This is a genomic window from Streptomyces sp. NPDC002181, from assembly GCF_042890485.1.
GTDB lineage: Bacteria > Actinomycetota > Actinomycetes > Streptomycetales > Streptomycetaceae > Streptomyces.
This window is the reverse complement of record NZ_JBIASC010000016.1, coordinates 1-17,296: the sequence shown is the minus strand read 5'-3', so window position 1 is coordinate 17,296 and position 17,296 is coordinate 1. Positions and strand designations below refer to the sequence as shown.

At 73.3% G+C, this 17,296-nt stretch carries 16 protein-coding genes; 7 read left to right on the top strand and 9 right to left on the bottom strand.

Going from position 1 to position 17,296, the window contains the following annotated elements:
- Window positions 1-26 precede the first annotated feature (26 nt).
- Window positions 27-524, bottom strand: coding sequence for a hypothetical protein (locus ACFYXV_RS30270; RefSeq protein WP_385475614.1), 498 nt, complete (start codon window positions 522-524; stop codon window positions 27-29).
- A gap of 348 nt (window positions 525-872) precedes the next feature.
- On the opposite strand from ACFYXV_RS30270, the gene ACFYXV_RS30265 reads away from it, so the two are divergent.
- The 4 genes from ACFYXV_RS30265 to ACFYXV_RS30250 are packed head-to-tail and all read left to right on the top strand — an operon-like array spanning window position 873 to window position 5,178.
- A complete protein-coding gene (locus ACFYXV_RS30265; protein WP_389384605.1) occupies window positions 873-3,689 on the top strand; it encodes a nitrate- and nitrite sensing domain-containing protein in 2,817 nt (938 codons plus the stop codon).
- Window positions 3,686-4,123 carry a roadblock/LC7 domain-containing protein gene (locus ACFYXV_RS30260; RefSeq protein WP_030871925.1) on the top strand — a complete coding sequence of 146 codons (438 nt, stop codon included), beginning with the start codon at window positions 3,686-3,688 and terminating at the stop codon, window positions 4,121-4,123. The genes ACFYXV_RS30265 and ACFYXV_RS30260 overlap by 4 nt, the downstream gene beginning before the upstream one ends.
- 10 nt (window positions 4,124-4,133) lie before the next feature.
- Entirely contained in the window at window positions 4,134-4,571 is a 438-nt protein-coding gene (locus ACFYXV_RS30255; protein ID WP_385475618.1) for a DUF742 domain-containing protein, read from the top strand.
- Complete coding sequence (locus ACFYXV_RS30250) at window positions 4,552-5,178, top strand: ATP/GTP-binding protein (RefSeq protein ID WP_053693439.1); 627 nt, start codon at window positions 4,552-4,554, stop codon at window positions 5,176-5,178. Before ACFYXV_RS30255 ends, ACFYXV_RS30250 begins: the two co-directional genes overlap by 20 nt.
- A 231-nt stretch (window positions 5,179-5,409) precedes the next feature.
- Here the strand turns inward: ACFYXV_RS30250 and ACFYXV_RS30245 are convergent, their stop codons facing one another.
- The 3 genes from ACFYXV_RS30245 to ACFYXV_RS30235 are packed head-to-tail and all read right to left on the bottom strand — an operon-like array spanning window position 5,410 to window position 7,472.
- Complete coding sequence (locus ACFYXV_RS30245) at window positions 5,410-6,600, bottom strand: lipid-transfer protein (protein ID WP_389384604.1); 1,191 nt, start codon at window positions 6,598-6,600, stop codon at window positions 5,410-5,412.
- Window positions 6,597-7,061, bottom strand: a complete 465-nt coding sequence (locus ACFYXV_RS30240) for a Zn-ribbon domain-containing OB-fold protein (RefSeq protein WP_383349714.1) — start codon at window positions 7,059-7,061, stop codon at window positions 6,597-6,599. Before ACFYXV_RS30240 ends, ACFYXV_RS30245 begins: the two co-directional genes overlap by 4 nt.
- A gap of 33 nt (window positions 7,062-7,094) precedes the next feature.
- The gene (locus ACFYXV_RS30235; RefSeq protein ID WP_389384603.1) at window positions 7,095-7,472 is read right to left on the bottom strand and encodes an Mpo1-like protein; all 378 of its coding nucleotides are present in this window, start codon (window positions 7,470-7,472) and stop codon (window positions 7,095-7,097) included.
- Between the two features lie 72 nt (window positions 7,473-7,544).
- Here ACFYXV_RS30235 and ACFYXV_RS30230 point away from each other — a divergent pair, with 72 nt between their 5' ends.
- The gene (locus ACFYXV_RS30230) at window positions 7,545-8,057 is read left to right on the top strand and encodes an NUDIX domain-containing protein (protein ID WP_389384602.1); all 513 of its coding nucleotides are present in this window, start codon (window positions 7,545-7,547) and stop codon (window positions 8,055-8,057) included.
- Window positions 8,058-8,103: 46 nt separating this feature from the next.
- On the opposite strand, the gene ACFYXV_RS30225 is transcribed toward ACFYXV_RS30230, so the two are convergent.
- Together ACFYXV_RS30225 and ACFYXV_RS30220 are read right to left on the bottom strand one after the other, a co-directional pair.
- A complete protein-coding gene (locus ACFYXV_RS30225; RefSeq protein WP_389384601.1) occupies window positions 8,104-8,574 on the bottom strand; it encodes a hypothetical protein in 471 nt (156 codons plus the stop codon).
- Window positions 8,575-8,716: 142 nt separating this feature from the next.
- Window positions 8,717-11,119, bottom strand: a complete 2,403-nt coding sequence (locus ACFYXV_RS30220; protein ID WP_389384600.1) for a glycoside hydrolase family 31 protein — start codon at window positions 11,117-11,119, stop codon at window positions 8,717-8,719.
- A 207-nt stretch (window positions 11,120-11,326) separates the two neighbouring features.
- Here ACFYXV_RS30220 and ACFYXV_RS30215 point away from each other — a divergent pair, with 207 nt between their 5' ends.
- Together ACFYXV_RS30215 and ACFYXV_RS30210 are read left to right on the top strand one after the other, a co-directional pair.
- Complete coding sequence (locus ACFYXV_RS30215) at window positions 11,327-13,315, top strand: acetoacetate--CoA ligase (protein WP_389384599.1); 1,989 nt, start codon at window positions 11,327-11,329, stop codon at window positions 13,313-13,315.
- Between the two features lie 63 nt (window positions 13,316-13,378).
- A complete protein-coding gene (locus ACFYXV_RS30210) occupies window positions 13,379-14,320 on the top strand; it encodes a hypothetical protein (RefSeq protein ID WP_389384598.1) in 942 nt (313 codons plus the stop codon).
- 192 nt (window positions 14,321-14,512) lie between these two features.
- Here the strand turns inward: ACFYXV_RS30210 and ptsP are convergent, their stop codons facing one another.
- From ptsP to ACFYXV_RS30195, 3 genes are all read right to left on the bottom strand, one after another.
- The gene (gene ptsP / locus ACFYXV_RS30205; protein ID WP_383349695.1) at window positions 14,513-16,183 is read right to left on the bottom strand and encodes a phosphoenolpyruvate--protein phosphotransferase; all 1,671 of its coding nucleotides are present in this window, start codon (window positions 16,181-16,183) and stop codon (window positions 14,513-14,515) included.
- 75 nt (window positions 16,184-16,258) lie between these two features.
- A complete protein-coding gene (locus ACFYXV_RS30200; RefSeq protein ID WP_376017560.1) occupies window positions 16,259-16,708 on the bottom strand; it encodes a PTS glucose transporter subunit IIA in 450 nt (149 codons plus the stop codon).
- Window positions 16,709-17,045: 337 nt separating this feature from the next.
- On the bottom strand, window positions 17,046-17,296 hold a 251-nt coding region (locus tag ACFYXV_RS30195), incomplete at its 5' end, for a hypothetical protein (protein WP_389384597.1).

Genomic DNA, 17,296 nt, shown 5'->3' with positions numbered 1-17,296 from the left:
TGGGCGGCCCGTACGGGCGACACCCCCTAGCTCGCCTGGTAGCGCCGGTCCGCACCCGGCGGCGGCCACACGGCCGGACGGGAGCCCGGGGCCGCTTCGCCGCCGCCCCTCGGTATTCGGCCCGCTGCGCCGCCGCCCGGCTGCCGGCGGGCCTCCGTACGGGCCTCCGTACGGGCCCGGCGCCGCTCGCGCCGACGGCCGCGCGCCGTACTGCTCGGCTCCGACACCACCCCGTACCGCTGGTTCCACATCTGCCGGGTGATCATCACGTCCAGCACGCCCCAGGTGGCCACCACCGTCCCGGCTATCGCGCCGAGCGCCATCGGCAGGGCCAGCCAGGAGCCGGTCAGCGTCAGGAAGAACGTGACCGTGGCCTGGGTCAGCGTCACGGCAACGATCAGCACCGCCCGCACCGCCGAGTCCCGCACGGGATCCGGCATCCGGCGGCGCAGCGCCGGCTCCTCCTGCCACAGCGACCGGCCCCGCGCGCCCGCCATCACACCGTCGTCCTCGTACATCCCCATGCCACGCTCCCCCTGCCCCGTCCCCTCAACCAGCTAGACGTTCGAAACCGCTCAGAGATTCCCGTATCCACTGGAACTTCTGCCCCGCACCTGCCCATCGCGGAACGAAGAATTCCAGCCATCCATTCGGTTGCGGGAACCGACACCCCACCAAGTGTCATCTGCCACATAACGGACCGCTGTTGACCGGATGTGTCGGACAACTGGTGATCTACGCCCCGGCACCCGGCCGAAAACGTCCGGACACGCCTTCGAAGCCGCTCCCCGGCAGTAGTAGGCTCACGCCGTTTAAATGACGGAACACCGACCCCCGACAACGGGGTTGAGCTGGGGGAGGCTGGGGAGGCCATGCGCTTTCGCGGGAAGTCCATCCGCCGGAAGATCGTGGCGTTGCTCCTTGTGCCGCTCGTCTCCCTCACCGCCCTGTGGGGCTTCGCGACCGTGCTCACCGGCCGCCAGGCCGTCGAACTCCTCGACGTCGCCTACGTCATCGACAAGGTCGGCTACCCCGTCGAGGACGTCGTCCGCGTCATCCAGAAGGAGCGCCGCCAGAGCCTCGTCGTCCTCGGAGACCCCCGCGCCTCCACCGCGACCGCCGAACTCGCCAAGCGCCGCGCCGACACCGACGAGCTCGTGGACCGCATCAGCAAGAACGCCAAGGACCCCGAGGTCTCGGATGAGCTGGCCCCGGAGGCCGCCCAGCGCCTCGACTCCATCCTGGACGCCTTCCACGGCATCGGCGCCCTGCGCCGCTCCGTCGACCAGAACACCCTCGACCCGAGCCAGGCGCTGGAGCTCTACAGCCGTCTCGTCGACCCCTGTTACGACTTCCTCCTGAACCTCCACGCCCTCGAGAACGTGGAGATGGACAAGCAGGGCCGCGCCCTCGTCGGCGTCACCCGCGCCCGCGAGACGCTCTCCCGCGAGGACGCCGTCATCGCAGCCGCCCTCGCGGCGCGCAACGTCACTTCCGCGGACGTCCGGCACGTCTCCGACTTCGCCGCGAACCGCTCCCTGCTCTACGAGTTCAACCTCGCGATCCTCCCGGCCGACGACCGCGAGCTGTTCGAGCAGTACTGGGGCGGCCCCGACTCCAAGGCGCTGCGCGACCTGGAGGAACGGTTCGTCGCCGCGGGCCCCGGCAAGAACCCGCGCATCACGGCCGCCCAGTGGGACGAGGCCGCGGGCAAGGTCCTCGACGACCTCGCCACCATGGGCACCGCGGCGGGCGACCGCTACCAGAAGCGCGTCGAACCCGTCGCCATGGACGTCCTCGTCCAGGCGGCCATCGCCGGCGTCCTCGGCTTCATCGCCCTCGTCTTCTCCGTCGTCCTCTCCGTGCGCATCGGCCGCGACCTGGTCCGCGACCTGTCCCGGCTCCGCAAGGAGGCCCACGAGGTCTCCGGCGTCCGGCTGCCCGCCGTCATGCGCCGCCTCGCCGCCGGAGAACACGTCGACGTCGAGACCGAGGCCCCGCGCCTGGAGTACGAGAAGGACGAGGTCGGCCAGGTCGGCCAGGCCCTCAACACCCTCCAGCGCGCCGCCGTCGAGGCCGCCGTCAAACAGGCGGAGCTCCGTCGCGGCGTCTCCGAGGTGTTCGTCAACCTGGCCCGCCGCAACCAGGTCCTGCTGCACCGCCAGCTGACCCTGCTCGACACCATGGAGCGGCGCACCGAGGACGCCGAGGAACTCGCCGACCTCTTCCGCCTCGACCACATGACCACCCGCATGCGCCGCCACGCCGAGGGCCTCGTGATCCTCTCCGGCGCGGCCCCCTCCCGCCAGTGGCGCAAGCCCGTCCAGCTCATGGACGTCGTACGGGCCGCCGTCGCCGAGGTCGAGGACTACGAGCGCATCGAGGTGCGCAGGCTGCCCCGGCTCGGCATAGCCGGTCCCGCGGTCGCCGACGTCACCCACCTCGTCGCCGAACTCCTGGAGAACGCCACCGTGTTCTCCCCGCCGCACACCGCCGTCCAGGTGCACGGCGAACGCGTCGCCAACGGCTTCACCCTCGAAATCCACGACCGCGGCCTCGGCATGAACCCGGAGGCCCTCCTCGACGCGAACCTCCGGCTCGCCGAGACCCCCGAGTTCGAGCTCTCCGACACCGACCGCCTCGGTCTCTTCGTCGTCAGCCGCCTCGCGCAGCGCCACGCCGTCAAGGTGGTCCTCCAGCCCAGCCCCTACGGCGGCACCACCGCCGTGGTGTTCCTCCCGGCGGCCCTGCTCACCGAGGCCCCCGAGACCAACGGCACCGGCCTGCGCCTCGGCGACGGCAAGGGCGGCCGGCCCGGCCTGGGCACCAAGAACGGCCGGGGGCCCGCCCGGCCCGCCCCGGCCGCCGTGGAACGCGCCCCCGCCGGCCGCACGCTCGCCGCCCCCGAACTGCGCGGCCCGGTCGAACTGGAAGCCCCGCTCGGCGTCCTAGGGCTGGACGGCCTCGACGACCCGGCCCCCCTCGACGAGCTCACCACCGGGATCGCCGGCCTCACCGGAGTCGGCGGCCGCCCCGCCATGGCCACCCTCGACGACGAGACCCCGCCGAACGGCACCCCGCGCAGCGCCTTGCTGGGGCTGCGCCCGGCGGACCGCGCGGCGCACACCGACCGCAAGGGCGGCCAGGACCGCGAGCCGGCGGCCCCCACCGGCCCGGTCCGCCTCGACAGCCACCGCGCCGACCCGGTCCGCGCCGCCCGCTCCGACGCGCCCCGCCCCGCGGGCGCCGTGCCGCTGCCGCGCCGCAGGACCACCCCGACGCTGGTCGCCGAGCACGGCCGCCGCGTGGAGCCCCGCCCGGTCGCCGCGGTCCCGAAGCCCGAGGCGGAGCCGGAGCGGGCCGCGCAGGGCCCCGGCGGTCTGCCCAAGCGCGTCCGCCAGGCCAACCTGGCGCCCCAGCTGAAGAACGCCCAGGCGTCCGCACCCGCCGAAGCCGCCGCCGACCAGGTGGTCCACCGCGACGCGGAAGAAGTACGCACGCGCATGTCCGCACTCCAGCGCGGCTGGACGGCGGGCCGCACGCAGCAGGCACAGGCACAGCAGGCACAGCAGGCACAGGCACAGCAGGCACAGCAGGCACAGGTACAGGCACAGCAGCAGTCCGGAACCGGGGCAGGCACTTCCGCCGCCACAGGTCCCGGATACGAGAACGAGGGGGACGGTCGATGACCGCACCGCAGACCGGCAACGACACCCGGGGCCGCGGCTCCGGTCCGCTCAACTGGCTCCTCGACGAGCTCGTCGACCGGGTCGCCAGCATCCGCAAGGCCGTGGTCCTCTCCGGCGACGGCCTGCCCACCGGCAGCTCGAAGGACCTGACCCGCGAGGACAGCGAGCACCTGGCCGCGGTGGCCTCCGGCTTCCACAGCCTGGCCAAGGGCGTCGGCCGCCACTTCGAGTCCGGCAGCGTCCGACAGACCGTAGTCGAGCTGGACGAGGCCTTCCTCTTCGTCATGGCCGCCGGCGACGGCAGCTGTCTCGCCGTGCTCTCCGACGCCGACTCCGACGTCGGGCAGGTCGCGTACGAGATGACACTCATGGTCAAGCGGGTGGGAGACCACCTGGCGACCGCTCCCCGCTCCGGGCTGCCAGCCGGAGGGTGAGGCGGACGGCATGAGCGATCCAGGCCACGGGGATCCGGCCGAGAACGATCCGGGCCGGCCGGCCGACCCCGCCCACCCGCACTGGTTCGACGACGAGGCCGGCCCCGTCGTGCGCCCGTACGCGATGACCCGCGGCCGGACCAGCCATGCCGGCCAGCACCGGCTCGACCTGATCGCGCTCGTCGTCGCCGAACCGGCGGCCGACGACCCGGTCTGGGACCTGACCCTGTCCCCGGAGCACTCCCACATCCTCGGACTGTGCCGGGAGCGGCCGCAGTCGGTCGCCGAGCTCGCGGCCGAACTCGACCTCGCGGTCGGGGTCGTACGCGTACTGATCGGCGACCTGGCCGATGAGCAACTGGTCCATGTGAACCGGCCGGTACCCCCGGCCGAACTGCCCGACGAATCCATTCTGCGTGAGGTGATCGATGGCCTTCGGGCGCTCTAGCCGCACCGGTGCCATGCATGCCGTGTCACCGGTCGAGCCGCTGACCCTGAAGATCCTGGTCGCGGGCGGCTTCGGGGTGGGCAAGACCACCCTGGTCAGTGCGGTGAGCGAGATCAGACCGCTGCGGACCGAGGAACTGCTGTCGGAGCCGGGCATCGGCATCGACGACACCGGGGGGGTCGAGGGCAAGAGCACGACCACGGTGGCGATGGACTTCGGCCGCATCACGCTGCGCGAGGACCTGGTGCTGTACCTCTTCGGCACGCCAGGACAGGACCGCTTCTGGTTCCTGTGGGACGAGCTGGCCCAGGGCGCGCTCGGCGCCGTGGTCCTCGCCGACACCCGCCGCCTCGCCGACTGCTTCGCCGCCGTCGACTACTTCGAGCGGCGGGGGATCCCGTTCACGGTCGCCGTCAACTGCTTCGACGGGGCCGAACGGCACCCGGTGGTGACCGTGCGGGAGGCGCTCGACCTCGATCCCGAGGTGCCGGTGCTGCTGTGCGACGCCAGGGATCGGGAGTCCGTGAAGGACGTTCTGGTGGGGGTCGTGGAGCACGCGATGTCGCTGGCCCGGGCCCGGCGCCGGAGCCTGACCGCGGGGAGCTGAGTCCCCCGCGCACGGGAGGCGGCCCGTACCCCCGCCGACTGGGGTACGGGCCGCGGCTCTCATGGGGGGATGGAGGGCCTCCGGGGCGTCGTGCGCGGCGGGAGGCTGTGGAGCGAGTGTGAACCCGCCTCCGGGGGCCGTCAAGCCTTCCGGCAACAGCCGCTGTTCAGGCTCCGCGCCCGGCCGCCCCGTCCCGCCCCCGCAGCCGCGGGCGGGACGGGAGGACCCGTTTCACCGCACGGCGACGACGGCCGATCCGTGCCCGAACAGCCCCTGGTTCGCGGTGATCCCGGCCCGCGCCCCCGGCACCTGCCGGTCCCCGGCCGTGCCCCGCAACTGCCAGGTCAGCTCGCACACCTGGGCGATGGCCTGCGCCGGCACCGCCTCCCCGAAGGAGGCGAGCCCGCCGCTGGTGTTCACGGGCACCCGCCCGCCGAGCGCCGTCACGCCCTCCCGTACGAGCTTGGCCCCCTCGCCCTCGGCGCACAGGCCGAGGTCCTCGTACCACTCCAGCTCCAGGGCGGTGGACAGGTCGTACACCTCGGCGAGCGACAGGTCCCCGGGCCCGAGCCCCGCCTCCTCGTACGCGGCCCGCGCGATCGACGCCCGGAACGAGCCCGGAGCCGGCCGTACGGCGGTCACCGAGTCCGTGGCGATGTCCGGGAGGTCGAGGACCGTACGGGGATACGTCGGCGTCACCGTCGACACCGCCCGGATCCGCACCGGATCGGCGACCCCGCGCGAGCGCGCGAAGTCCATGCTGCTCAGGACCAGCGCCGCGCCCCCGTCCGAGGTGGCGCAGATGTCGAGCAGCCGCAGCGGATCGGCGACGACCGCCGAGTCCGCGACCTCCTCGGCCGTGACCGGCTTGCGGTAGCGGGCGAGCGGGTTGAGGGCGCCGGCCGCCGCGTTCTTGACCTTGACCTGCGCGAAATCCTCCAGCGTGTCCCCGTGGACCGCCATCCGGCGGCGCGCGTAGAGCCCGAAGTACGCCGGGTTCGTGGCGCCCAGCACGCGGAACCGCAGCCAGTCCGGATCGTCCGGCCGGTCCCCGCCCGCCGGGGCGAAGAACCCCTTGGGCGCCGCGTCCGCGCCGACGACCAGGACGACGTCGGCCAGCCCGGCCAGGATCTGCGCCCGCGCCGCCCCGATGGCCTGGGCGCCGGAGGCGCAGGCCGCGTACACGCTGGTCACCCGCGCGCCCTGCCAGCCGAGCGCCTGGGCGAAGGTCGCCCCTGCCACGTAGCCCGGGTACCCGGAGCGCACGGTGTCGGCCCCGACGATCGACTGGACGTCGGCCCACTCCAGCCCGGCGTCGGCGAGCGCGGCGCGGGCCGCGGCCCGCCCGTACTCGACGAAGCTGCGGCCCCACTTGCCCCAGGGGTGCATTCCGGCCCCGAGGACGGCGATGTCGGCGCTCACGCGGAGCCTCCCGCCGGCCGGAACCGCCAGGTGGTCCACGCGGTCCCGGTGTCCGGGTCCTCGTTCAGCACGCCGCCGACCACCTCGACCTCCATCCCGACCGCCAGATCGGCGACCGTGACCCCGGGGACCGTCTGCCCGAGCACGACCATCCCCTCGGCCTCCAGCTCCACCGCGACCAGGGTGTACGGCTCCCAGGGCGCGCCCGGGTCGGACACGTAGGGCGCGGGCGGCCGGTAGCGCCCGTCGGTGAAGGACCACACCCGGCCGCGCGGGGACAGCGGCACCTCGGCGAGGAGCCCGTCACCGGGGCAGTGCGGATTGCGGCAGTACGCGTCCTCGCGCGGGAAGAACACCGCGGCGCAGGCGGAACACCGGGTGCCGAGCAGCCGGAAGCCGCCGCCGTCCGGCCCGTCCTCGGTGAACCACCCGCTGACGACGGGGGTGCGTGTGCGTTCCAAGGGACCCTCCCTGGGCAATCACCTGACGGATCGTCAGGTCCCTTGGGAGTCTGTCACGGGCGGGCAGCCCTGGCACGGGTTCTCGGCAAGCCACTTCTGCGCGATCTCGGCCAGCTCGGCGTCCCGCCCGGCCAGCATCATCCGGATCATCCGCGCGTCTCCGCGCAGCGACCAGGCGGGGTGGCCGAAGGTGGCCGGGTTGTTCCCCTCGATCAGGAAATGCGCGGGCCAGGCGGTGCCGTACCCGATCAGGGGGAGCGCGGCGAGGAACCTCTTGCGGCCCCTCGCCAGTCCGTAGGCGGTGAGGGCGAGCCCGGTCAGGGTGCCGGAGAGATGGATCCAGCGCGTGGCGGCCCGGGAGTGCTGGGCGACGTAGTACGGCCAGAACTCGTCGTACGAGGTGAAGGTCATGCGGGCACGGTACTCACGGCCGCGGGAGGACAACAGGGACCGCAATGCCGGAGGTTGGCATACGATCGCCGCATGCCGGAACAGCAGAGGGACTCACACTGCTCCACCTGCGGATCGCTGTTCGACACGACCGCCTGGCCCCGTACGTGCGCCTCCTGCGGCGCCGTCACGTACCGCAACCCACTCCCGGTGGCCGTCACGCTGCTCCCGGTCGAGGACGAGGCGGGGACGGGGCTGGTCGTGATCACCCGCACCATCGAGCCGGCCCTCGGGGGCATCGCCCTGCCCGGCGGTTTCATGGACTTCGGCGAGGACTGGCGCGACGCGGTCGTACGCGAACTGCGCGAGGAGACGGGCATCGGCGCCCCGGCCTCCGACGTCGTCCTGGCCGACGCCATGAGCTCCCCGGCGGGCCACCTGCTGCTCTTCGGCCTGTTGCCGCCCCGCCCGACGGCCTCCCTCCCGCCGTCGGCCCCGACGGACGAGACCACGGGCTGGCACGTCCTGCGCACCCCGGCGGAACTGGCCTTCCCCCTCCACACCCGAGCCGCGGCAGCCTGGTTCGCGGGCCGCTACACCCACTGACGGCGGCCCGGCCACGAGGCGAGACCGGCGCGCCCGCGCCCGCGGTTCACGCCCCCGGTGCCAGGACGAAGTCCGCCGTGGCCACCACCGCCACGGCCAGCAGTGCCGTCACCGGCAGACCGCGCGCCCACAGCGCGCGCAACGGTACCGGCCGCGCCCGCAGGCACGCCCCCGCCGCCATCGGGAGCACCGCGCTCGCCGCCGCGACCGCCCAGACCACCCCGAAACCGGGAGCCGGCGCCACGTGGGCGCTCAGCCACCCGTGGGCCAACAGCGCCGGCAGCGCCGAGACCGACGCCGTCAGCACCAGCGCCGCGACCGGCTCCGGCCACGCCGTCAGACGGGCCGTCAGCCGCCCGAGCACCGCCACGGGCTTGACGAGCAGCAGCCCGTGCAGGAACCCCACCGCCACCGCGGCGACCGACCCCACCCCGAACACCACCAGGGACGCGGCCGGCGAAGCCTGGCGCGCCGCGACGAGCAGCCCCCACACCAGGAGCAGCTGGCAGGCACCCACCACCTCGGACCCCGGCGCGATGTCCCAACGGCGCGGCCGATCACCTGCCGGATTGGCCCAGACCACCACTGACCCCCCGCATCGACAGCGCCACGGCACCTCCGCGCGCCCGGGCAGGATCCCGCGGCCGCCTGGAGCCGTCCTAGAGCCGCTCCCGGACCCCTTGCGCCGGCCCCTGCCCGGCCGCCAGCCCGAGACCCCGTACCTCCACCCCCTCCACCGGCTCGCCGGCCTCGTTCTCCACCACCACCGCGTCGCCCGCCCACCGCACCGCGTACCGCTCGACCTCCCCCGCCTCGAACCCCGGTCCCGGATCCCGGATCACCACCCCGCCGCCCGCGCGCCCCCGCGCCGGAGCCCACACCTCCAAGCCGACCCCGCCGCCGGCGGAGCGCACCGGCAGCACCGCCCCGGCCCGCGCCAGCACCGGGATCCGGCCCCGGGGCGCGTCCAGCAGGACCTGCCCGGGGCCCTCGTACGCCGCCCCCGTCGCCGTGTCGTACCAGCGCCCCCGCGGCAGCCGGACCGCCCGCCGGTCCGCCCCGCACTCCAGCACCGGGGCCACCAGCAGCGCGTCGCCGAGCAGGAACGCGTCCTCACAGTCCCGCAGCGCCCGGTCCTCCGGCGCCCCCCACCACAGCGGCCGCACGTACGGGGCCCCCGTACGCCGCGCCAGCTGGGCCAGCGTCAGGAAGTACGGCCGCAGCCGCTCCCGCTCCGCCAGCACCTCCCGCGCCCGCTCCTCCACCTCAGGCCCGAACTCCCACGGCTCCCGCCGCCCGGCCCAGATCGCCGAATGCGTCCGGAACAGCGGCAGGTACGAACCGAGTTGCAGCCACCGCAGATACAGCTCCGGCGAGGGCGAACCCCCGAAACCGCCGACGTCCGGTCCCGAGTACGGCACCCCGCACAGGCCGAGCCCCAGCACCAGCGCCAGCGAGGCCCGCAGCCCCTCCCAGCCCGTCTCCACATCCCCCGACCAGGTGCCCCCGTACCTCTGCATCCCCGCCCACCCCGACCGGGAGAACAGGAACGGCCGCTCGGCCGGCCGCAGCCGGACCAGACCCTCCCAGCCCGCCCGCGCCATCCCGAGCGCGTACACGTTGTGCGCGGACCGGTGGTCCCCGCCCGCCCCGTCCATCGCGTGCCGCGCCGAACGCGGCAGCGTCATGTCCCCGAACGGAGCGAAGGACACCGGCTCGTTCATGTCGTGCCACACCCCGGCGAAGCCCTGCTCCAGCCGCTCCCGGTACAGCCCGCCCCACCAGGTGCGCACCGCCGGATCCGTGAAGTCCGGGTACGCGCACTCGCCGGGCCAGACCTCGCCCCGCACCTCCCGCCCCAGGGCGTCCCGTACGAAGGCCCCGCCGGCCCCCACCGCCAGGCCCGACGCGTGGACCGCGTCGCCCGCCTTCACCGCCGGGTCGACGATCGACACCAGCCGCACGCCCTGCTCCGCCAGCTCCCGCGCCAGCCCCGGCAGATCGGGGAACCGCTCCTCGTCCACCGTGAACACGCGGTGCTCGTCGTAGTGGTCGATGTCCAGGTGCACGGCCGACAGCGGGAGCCCGCGCGCGGTGTAGCCCGACACCACCCGCCGCACCTCCTGCGCGCTCCCGAACCCCCAGCGCGCGTGCTGGTACCCGAGCGCCCACTCCGGCGGTACGGCGGCCCCGCCGGTCAGCCCCGACCACCCCTGCAGCACCCGCGCCGGCGTCCCCACCAGCACCCAGCACCGCAGCGGCCCGCCCTCCATGCGCAGCTCGCTCGCGCCCGGCCGGTCCGCGCCCGAACCGGCGCCCTCCTCACCCTCGCGCAGCGCCACCCGCCCGTCCCAGGAGTTGTCGTGGAACACCAGGTGGGTCCCCGCGTCCGCGACCACCATCTGCACCGGCATCGTGATGTACAGCGGATCGTCGCCCGGACCGAAGCCGCCCTTGGGGTCCGTGTTCCACAGCCGGTACACCCCGTCGCGCAGCCGCGGCCCGCCGGCCCGCCCGCCGAGCCCGAAGAAGCGCGCGTCCGCCGGCACCTCCGACCGCTGGAGCCAGCGGGACTCCACCGGCTCCCCGGCGACCGGCTCCACCGGCTCCCACCAGCGCGGCGGCAGCTCCCGGCGCAGCACCGTCCCGCCGGGCGTACGGACCTCGATCGCCCCGTGCCGGGACACCGCCACCGTCACCCGCTCGGAGACCACCCGCCACCCGCCCCCGGTGTCCGGCTCCAGCGCGGCCCGCGGATCGGGCTCGGGCCCGCCGCCGACCAGCGCGTACGAGGGTGTCGGCCCGGCCCCGTCCCAGCTCCAGAACACCGCGCCGCCGACCGTGACCCGAACGAGCAGCTCCGAGCGGGCGAACTTCAGCACACCGCCGCCGGGCCGCGGCTCCGTACCGGTCAGCAGACCCGGCACGCGGGCGCGCTCCGCGCCCCGGCGCGGGAGCCCCAGCGCGTCCGCGCGCCGGTGGCGCCAGGCCGAGCGCCACGCGCGCCGCCCGCGCTCCGTACCGATTTCCTTCACCGCACGCACCAGATCACGACCGTTCATGCTGCTCACCCTGCCACCGGCCGCCCGGCGAGCGGGCGCCGTTCAACTTCCGTTCACTCGTCCAAGAGGCCCCTGGTGCGGAGGTGGATCACGTGGCATCGTCCCTGTGGGCCGCCGCGCACACCCACCGCACGACGGAGCCGTACGCACGCCCGCACACATCACGCACACGACGCGCGAGCCGCAGACTTGACCGGGAGCCGACCCATGACCTCAGCCACCCCGCCGGAACCCCTCTGGTCCCCGGGCCCCGACCGGATCGCCGCGGCGCGCATCACCGCCTTCCAGGCGTGGGCCGCCGACCGGTTCGGAGCCCCCGCGGACGGCGGCTACCCCGCCCTGCACCGCTGGTCCGTCGACGAGCTCGACACCTTCTGGCAGGCCGTCGCCGAGTGGTTCGACGTCCGCTTCACCACCCCGTACGAGTCCGTCCTCGCGGACCGCTCCATGCCGGGCGCGCAGTGGTTTGCGGGCGCCACCCTCAACTACGCCGAGCACGCCCTGCGCGCCGCCGAGGACCCGGCGCGCGCGGACGACGCGGCGCTCCTCCACGTGGACGAGACCCACGAGGCCACCCCCGTCACCTGGGCCGAGCTCCGCCGCCAGGTCGGCGCGCTCGCCGCCGAGCTGCGCGCCCTCGGCGTACGCCCCGGCGACCGGGTGAGCGGCTACCTCCCCAACATCCCCGAGGCCGTCACCGCGCTCCTCGCCACGGCCGCCGTCGGCGCCGTGTGGACCTCCTGCGCCCCCGACTTCGGCGCCCGCAGCGTCCTCGACCGCTTCCAGCAGGTCGAGCCCGTGGTCCTGTTCACCGTCGACGGATACCGCTACGGCGGCAAGGAGCACGACCGCCGCGACACCGTCGCCGAACTGCGCGCCGAGCTCCCCTCGCTGCGCGCCGTCGTGCACATCCCGCTGCTCGGCACGCCGGCCCCCGAAGGCGCCGTCGCCTGGGCGGACCTGATCTCCGGTACCGCCGAGCCCGTCTTCGAGCCGGTCCCGTTCGACCACCCGCTCTGGGTGCTCTACTCCTCCGGTACGACGGGCCTGCCCAAGGCGATCGTGCAGTCCCAGGGCGGCATCCTGCTGGAGCACCTGAAGCAGCTCGGCCTGCACTGCGACCTCGGCCCCGAGGACCGGTTCTTCTGGTACACCTCCACCGGCTGGATGATGTGGAACTTCCTCGTCTCCGGCCTGCTCACCGGGACGACGGTCGTCCTGTACGACGGCAGCCCCGGCTACCCCGACACCGGGGCCCAGTGGCGGATCGCCGAGCGGACCGGGGCCACCCTGTACGGCACCTCCGCCGCGTACGTGATGGCCTGCCGCAAGGCGGAGGTGCACCCCGGCCGGGACTTCGACCTCTCCGCCGTGAAGTGCGTGGCCACCACGGGCTCGCCGCTCCCGCCCGACGGGTTCCGCTGGCTGCACGACGAGGTGGCCGAAGACCTCTGGATCGCCTCCGTCAGCGGCGGCACCGACGTCTGCAGCTGCTTCGCAGGCGCCGTACCCACCCTCCCCGTCCACATCGGCGAGCTCCAGGCGGCCTGCCTCGGGACCGACCTCCAGGCCTGGGACCCGTCCGGCAAGCCGCTGACCGGGGAGGTCGGCGAACTCGTCGTCACCAACCCGATGCCCTCCATGCCGATCCACTTCTGGAACGACCCGGACGGCAGCCGCTACCGCGACAGCTACTTCGAGATGTTCCCCGGCGTCTGGCGCCACGGGGACTGGATCACGATCACCGACCACGGTTCCGTCGTCATCCACGGCCGCTCCGACTCCACGCTGAACCGGCAGGGCGTCCGGATGGGCTCCGCCGACATCTACGAGGCCGTCGAACGCCTCCCCGAGATCAAGGAGTCCCTGGTCATCGGCCTGGAGGAGCCGAACGGGGGCTACTGGATGCCCCTGTTCGTCCACCTCGCACCCGGAGCCACCCTCGACGACGACCTCCGGGGCCGCATCAAGGCGACGATCCGCGAGGAGCTCTCCCCGCGCCACGTCCCGGACGAGGTCATCGAGGTCCCGGCCATCCCGCACACCCTGACGGGCAAGCGCATCGAGGTACCCGTCAAGCGCCTGCTCCAGGGCACGCCCTTGGCGAAGGCCGTCAACCCGGGCTCGGTCGACAACCTCGGCCTGCTGCACTTCTACGAGGAGCTGGCCCGCACCCGCACCCGCACCCGCGGCTGAGGTCACTGTCAGTGGTCTTGGTTACCGTGAGTGAGCAATCGAATGCGTCACTCAGGGGGAGCCATGCCACGGACACGCCACGACCCGAGTCAGACCACCGAAAAGGCCTCGCCGGCCGGTGGCCGCACCACCCGGCGCCGCCTGCTGCGCCGCGAAGTCCCCCACACCGTCGGCCTCCTGGCCGACGCCGGGGACTTCGCGGTCATGCGCGGCTACCGCAGCTTCACGTTCGACCACCACGACGACTACGGCGACTACCTCCGGCACGTCGACGGCCTGCTCCGGTCCCTCGCGGCCCAGGGCCTCCACACCACCGTCGCCCTCTTCGACCCCGACGAGTACGCCGATTTCTGCGGGGAACACGGCGTCGATCCCGACACCGCCGAAGCGCGCACCCGCTTCACGGCCGAACTGGCCGGGGCGGGAGCCGTACTCCCGTACACCGGCCAGCCCATCGACGAGCTCGTCCCGCTCCTCGTCGACGAGGCGGTCCGCCAGGCCACCTGGGAGTACGCCACCACCCTGCTCGCCGGCGTCGGCAGCTGCGCCGACTGCGGGGAGGACATCGGCCACGCCTCCTTCACCCGGGCCACCGAAACGCTCACCCGCCTCGTCGACGGCGCCGGGCCCGGCCACCACCACCTCGTGTGCAGCGTCCCCACCCAGGACGAACAGCTCGTCGCCGTCCTGCACGCCGAGGTCACCTCGGACCGGGACGGCCCACCGCGCATGGACGGCCGCGACGGGCTCGACTTCGTGACCGTCCTCGCCGCCGGCCTCGCCCTCGGCGGCCCCGGGGGACTGGTGCTGCGCAGCACCACCGAGGGACTCGGCGACCGGGTCCACGGCTGGCGCCTGGACCGCGGCCGCCTGGTGGCCCTCTCCGCGGCCGCCGTGTTCAACGCCTACTGCACGGACGCCGACACAGGGGACCCCGTGGCCCCCGAGTCCGGCGTCGACTACTGCCCCGGCTACGAGGTGGACGACCCCGCCCCGCACCACTGACCCGTGAGCACCGCTGACCTGTAAAGGGGGACACGACCGGACCGACCGGACCGACCGGACCGACCGGACCGACCGGACCGACCGGACCGACCGGGCTGACCGGACCGACCGGGCTGACCGAATACGAGCGGATACGACCGAGGGGCCCCCGCCACCGGCGAAGGCCCCTCGATCGAACACCACGCCGCTCGGCTACTCGCCGGACAGCACCGCCTGGGCGGCCACACGGGCCTCCTCGGCGCTGTCGGCCGCACGTGCCGCGGCCGCAGCACGCTCGCACTGGGCCAGCGTGTACTTGGCGAGCGTCGCGCGCACGTAGGGAATCGAAGCGGCACCCATCGAGAGAGAGGTGACACCCAGACCCGTCAGCACACAGGCCAGCAGCGGATCCGAAGCCGCCTCGCCGCAGACGCCGCAGCTCTTGCCCTCCGCCTTGGCGGCCTCGGCCGACATGGCGATCAGGTCGAGCAGCGCAGGCTGCCACGGGTCCTGGAGCCGCGACACCGCACCGACCTGACGGTCCGCGGCGAACGCGTACTGCGCCAGGTCGTTGGTGCCCAGCGACAGGAACTCGACCTCCTGGAGGATCGAGCGTGCCCGGAGCGCGGCAGAGGGGATCTCCACCATCGCGCCGAACTTCGCCCGCAGCCCGGCCTCGCGGCACGCGTCGGCGAACGCCTTCGCGTCGGTCCGGTCGGCCACCATGGGGGCCATGACCTCCAGGTAGACCGGCAGGCCCTCGGCAGCCTTGGCCAGCGCCGTCAGCTGCGTGCGCAGCACGTCCGGGTGGTCCAGCAGGGTACGCAGACCGCGCACGCCCAGCGCCGGGTTCGGCTCGTCGGCCGGGGTCAGGAAGTCCAGCGGCTTGTCGGCGCCCGCGTCCAGGACACGGACGACCACGCGGCCCTCGGGGAAGGCTTCGAGCACCTTGCGGTACGACTCGATCTGCTTCTCCTCGGACGGGGCCTTCTTGCTGTCGTCCAGGAACAGGAACTCGGTGCGGAACAGACCCACACCCTCGGCCCCGGCCTCCACGGCCGCCGGCACGTCGGCCGGACCGCCCACGTTCGCCAGCAGCGGCACCTTGTGACCGTCGGAGGTCGCACCGGGACCGGACGAGGCCGCGAGAGAGGCCTTGCGCTCGGCTGCCGCGGCCTCCAGCTCGGCCCGCTTCCCGGCGGTCGGCTCGACGAACAGGTCGCCGGTGCTGCCGTCGACGGCGATGACCGTACCTTCGGCGATCTCACCCGCACCCGGCAGCGCCACGATGGCCGGCACGCCCAGCGCCCGCGCGAGGATCGCGCTGTGGCTGGTCGGGCCGCCTTCCTCGGTGACGAAACCGAGGACGAGCGCCGGGTCGAGCAGCGCGGTGTCGGCGGGAGCGAGGTCCCGGGCGATCAGCACGTACGGCTCGTCGCTGTCCGGCACACCGGGCATCGGCACGCCCAGCAGCCGAGCCACGATCCGGTTCCGTACGTCGTCCAGGTCGGCCACCCGGCCGGCCATGTACTCCCCGGCCCCCGCGAGCAGGTCGCGGTACGAGGCGAACGCGTCGTACACACCGCGCTCGGCCGTGCTGCCGACGGCGATGCGCCGGTCGACGTCCGCCATCAGCTCGGGGTCCGTGGCGATCATCGCCTGGGCCTCAAGCACGTGCTGAGCCTCGCCGCCTGCCAGCTGGCCGCGCGCGATCAGGTCGGCGGACACAGCCTCCACGGCCTTGCGGGCGCGCCCCTGTTCGCGCTCCGCCTCGTCCGCGGTGATCTGCTTGGCCGGCGGCTCCAGAACCGCCGTGCCCATGTGCCGCACCTCGCCGATCGCCACACCGTGGCTCACGCCGACGCCTCGCAGCGTTGTCTCCATTTCACCCGTCTCCGATTGAGCGGCGGGCCCAGCCGCCGCGGTGGATGTCCGACGCGCCTGTTCAGGCGGACGAGGTCACTGCCAGCTGAACAGGGCGTCGTCGGTCTTCACGTCACCGGACTCGACGACATCGGACAGGGAGTCCGGGGTCGCCTCGAGCGCCACGACGGGGCAGACCGGCGACTTGCCGGCGTCCTCGACGGCCTGCGGGTTCCAACGGATGACGGCCTGGCCACGGGTCACCGTGTCGCCCTTGTTGACGAGGAGCTCGAAGCCCTCGCCGTTGAGCTGCACGGTGTCGATCCCGAGGTGGGTGAGCACGCCGTGCCCTTCGCCGTCGACGACGACGTACGCGTGCGGGTGGAGGGAGACGACCACACCGTCGACGGGGGCCACCGCCTCCGACGGCTCGCGCACGGGGTCAATAGCAGTGCCCGGACCCACCATTGCGCCGGAGAACACCGGATCGGGCACTGCCGCGAGTCCGATGGCGCGCCCGGCGAGTGGGGACGTCACGCTGGTCATGGGGGGCCTCCCAGGGGTGGGGCTTCAACGTGTCGTCGTCACAACCTGTGCTGCGACGACGTACTTTCAGAAGGGTATGTCATGACACGTCCCGGTTCGCTCGATGTGCACCCCCTGCGGGAGGGCACGCCACGCGACCGAACGACGTAGTGGACTAGACCATACGCCTGATTCGATTTGCTTGGGCACCACGGGGCCTGTACTGTCGTGACTCCCGCCAGGACGTGCCGCGTGAACTTCTCGCGAACAGCCGATGGACGGGACACTCCTCCTCTTTCAGTACCGATCTCGATCCGTGCTGCTCTTCGTATTGCCTTCTCGGTAATCGAGTGAGTGGTCAGGGAGACGGAAAAGCCCTGATAGAGTCGGAATCGCCGGAAAGGGAAAACGCGAAGGCGAAGACCCCGGAAAGCAAGCGGAACTGACTCTGATAGAGTCGGAAACGCAAGAACGAAGAACGAAAGCCCGGAGGAAAGCCCCAGTAAGTGTTACTGAGGGTGAGTACAAAGGAAGCGTCCGTTCCTTGAGAACTCAACAGCGTGCCAAAAATCAACGCCAGAAGTTGATACCCCGTCCACTTCGGTGGAT

Excerpts from the sequence above, each read along its gene's own strand:
- ACFYXV_RS30200 (WP_376017560.1), bottom strand. The coding sequence starts at position 16,708 with ATGACCAGCGTGACGTCCCCACTCGCCGGGCGCGCCATCGGACTCGCG.
- ACFYXV_RS30215 (WP_389384599.1), top strand. The coding sequence starts at position 11,327 with ATGACCTCAGCCACCCCGCCGGAACCCCTCTGGTCCCCGGGCCCCGAC.
- ACFYXV_RS30235 (WP_389384603.1), bottom strand. The coding sequence starts at position 7,472 with ATGACCTTCACCTCGTACGACGAGTTCTGGCCGTACTACGTCGCCCAG.
- ACFYXV_RS30220 (WP_389384600.1), bottom strand. The coding sequence starts at position 11,119 with ATGAACGGTCGTGATCTGGTGCGTGCGGTGAAGGAAATCGGTACGGAG.
- ACFYXV_RS30265 (WP_389384605.1), top strand. The coding sequence starts at position 873 with ATGCGCTTTCGCGGGAAGTCCATCCGCCGGAAGATCGTGGCGTTGCTC.
- ACFYXV_RS30250 (WP_053693439.1), top strand. The coding sequence starts at position 4,552 with ATGGCCTTCGGGCGCTCTAGCCGCACCGGTGCCATGCATGCCGTGTCA.
- ACFYXV_RS30270 (WP_385475614.1), bottom strand. The coding sequence starts at position 524 with ATGGGGATGTACGAGGACGACGGTGTGATGGCGGGCGCGCGGGGCCGG.
- ptsP (WP_383349695.1), bottom strand. The coding sequence starts at position 16,183 with ATGGAGACAACGCTGCGAGGCGTCGGCGTGAGCCACGGTGTGGCGATC.
- ACFYXV_RS30230 (WP_389384602.1), top strand. The coding sequence starts at position 7,545 with ATGCCGGAACAGCAGAGGGACTCACACTGCTCCACCTGCGGATCGCTG.
- ACFYXV_RS30255 (WP_385475618.1), top strand. The coding sequence starts at position 4,134 with ATGAGCGATCCAGGCCACGGGGATCCGGCCGAGAACGATCCGGGCCGG.
- ACFYXV_RS30210 (WP_389384598.1), top strand. The coding sequence starts at position 13,379 with ATGCCACGGACACGCCACGACCCGAGTCAGACCACCGAAAAGGCCTCG.
- ACFYXV_RS30260 (WP_030871925.1), top strand. The coding sequence starts at position 3,686 with ATGACCGCACCGCAGACCGGCAACGACACCCGGGGCCGCGGCTCCGGT.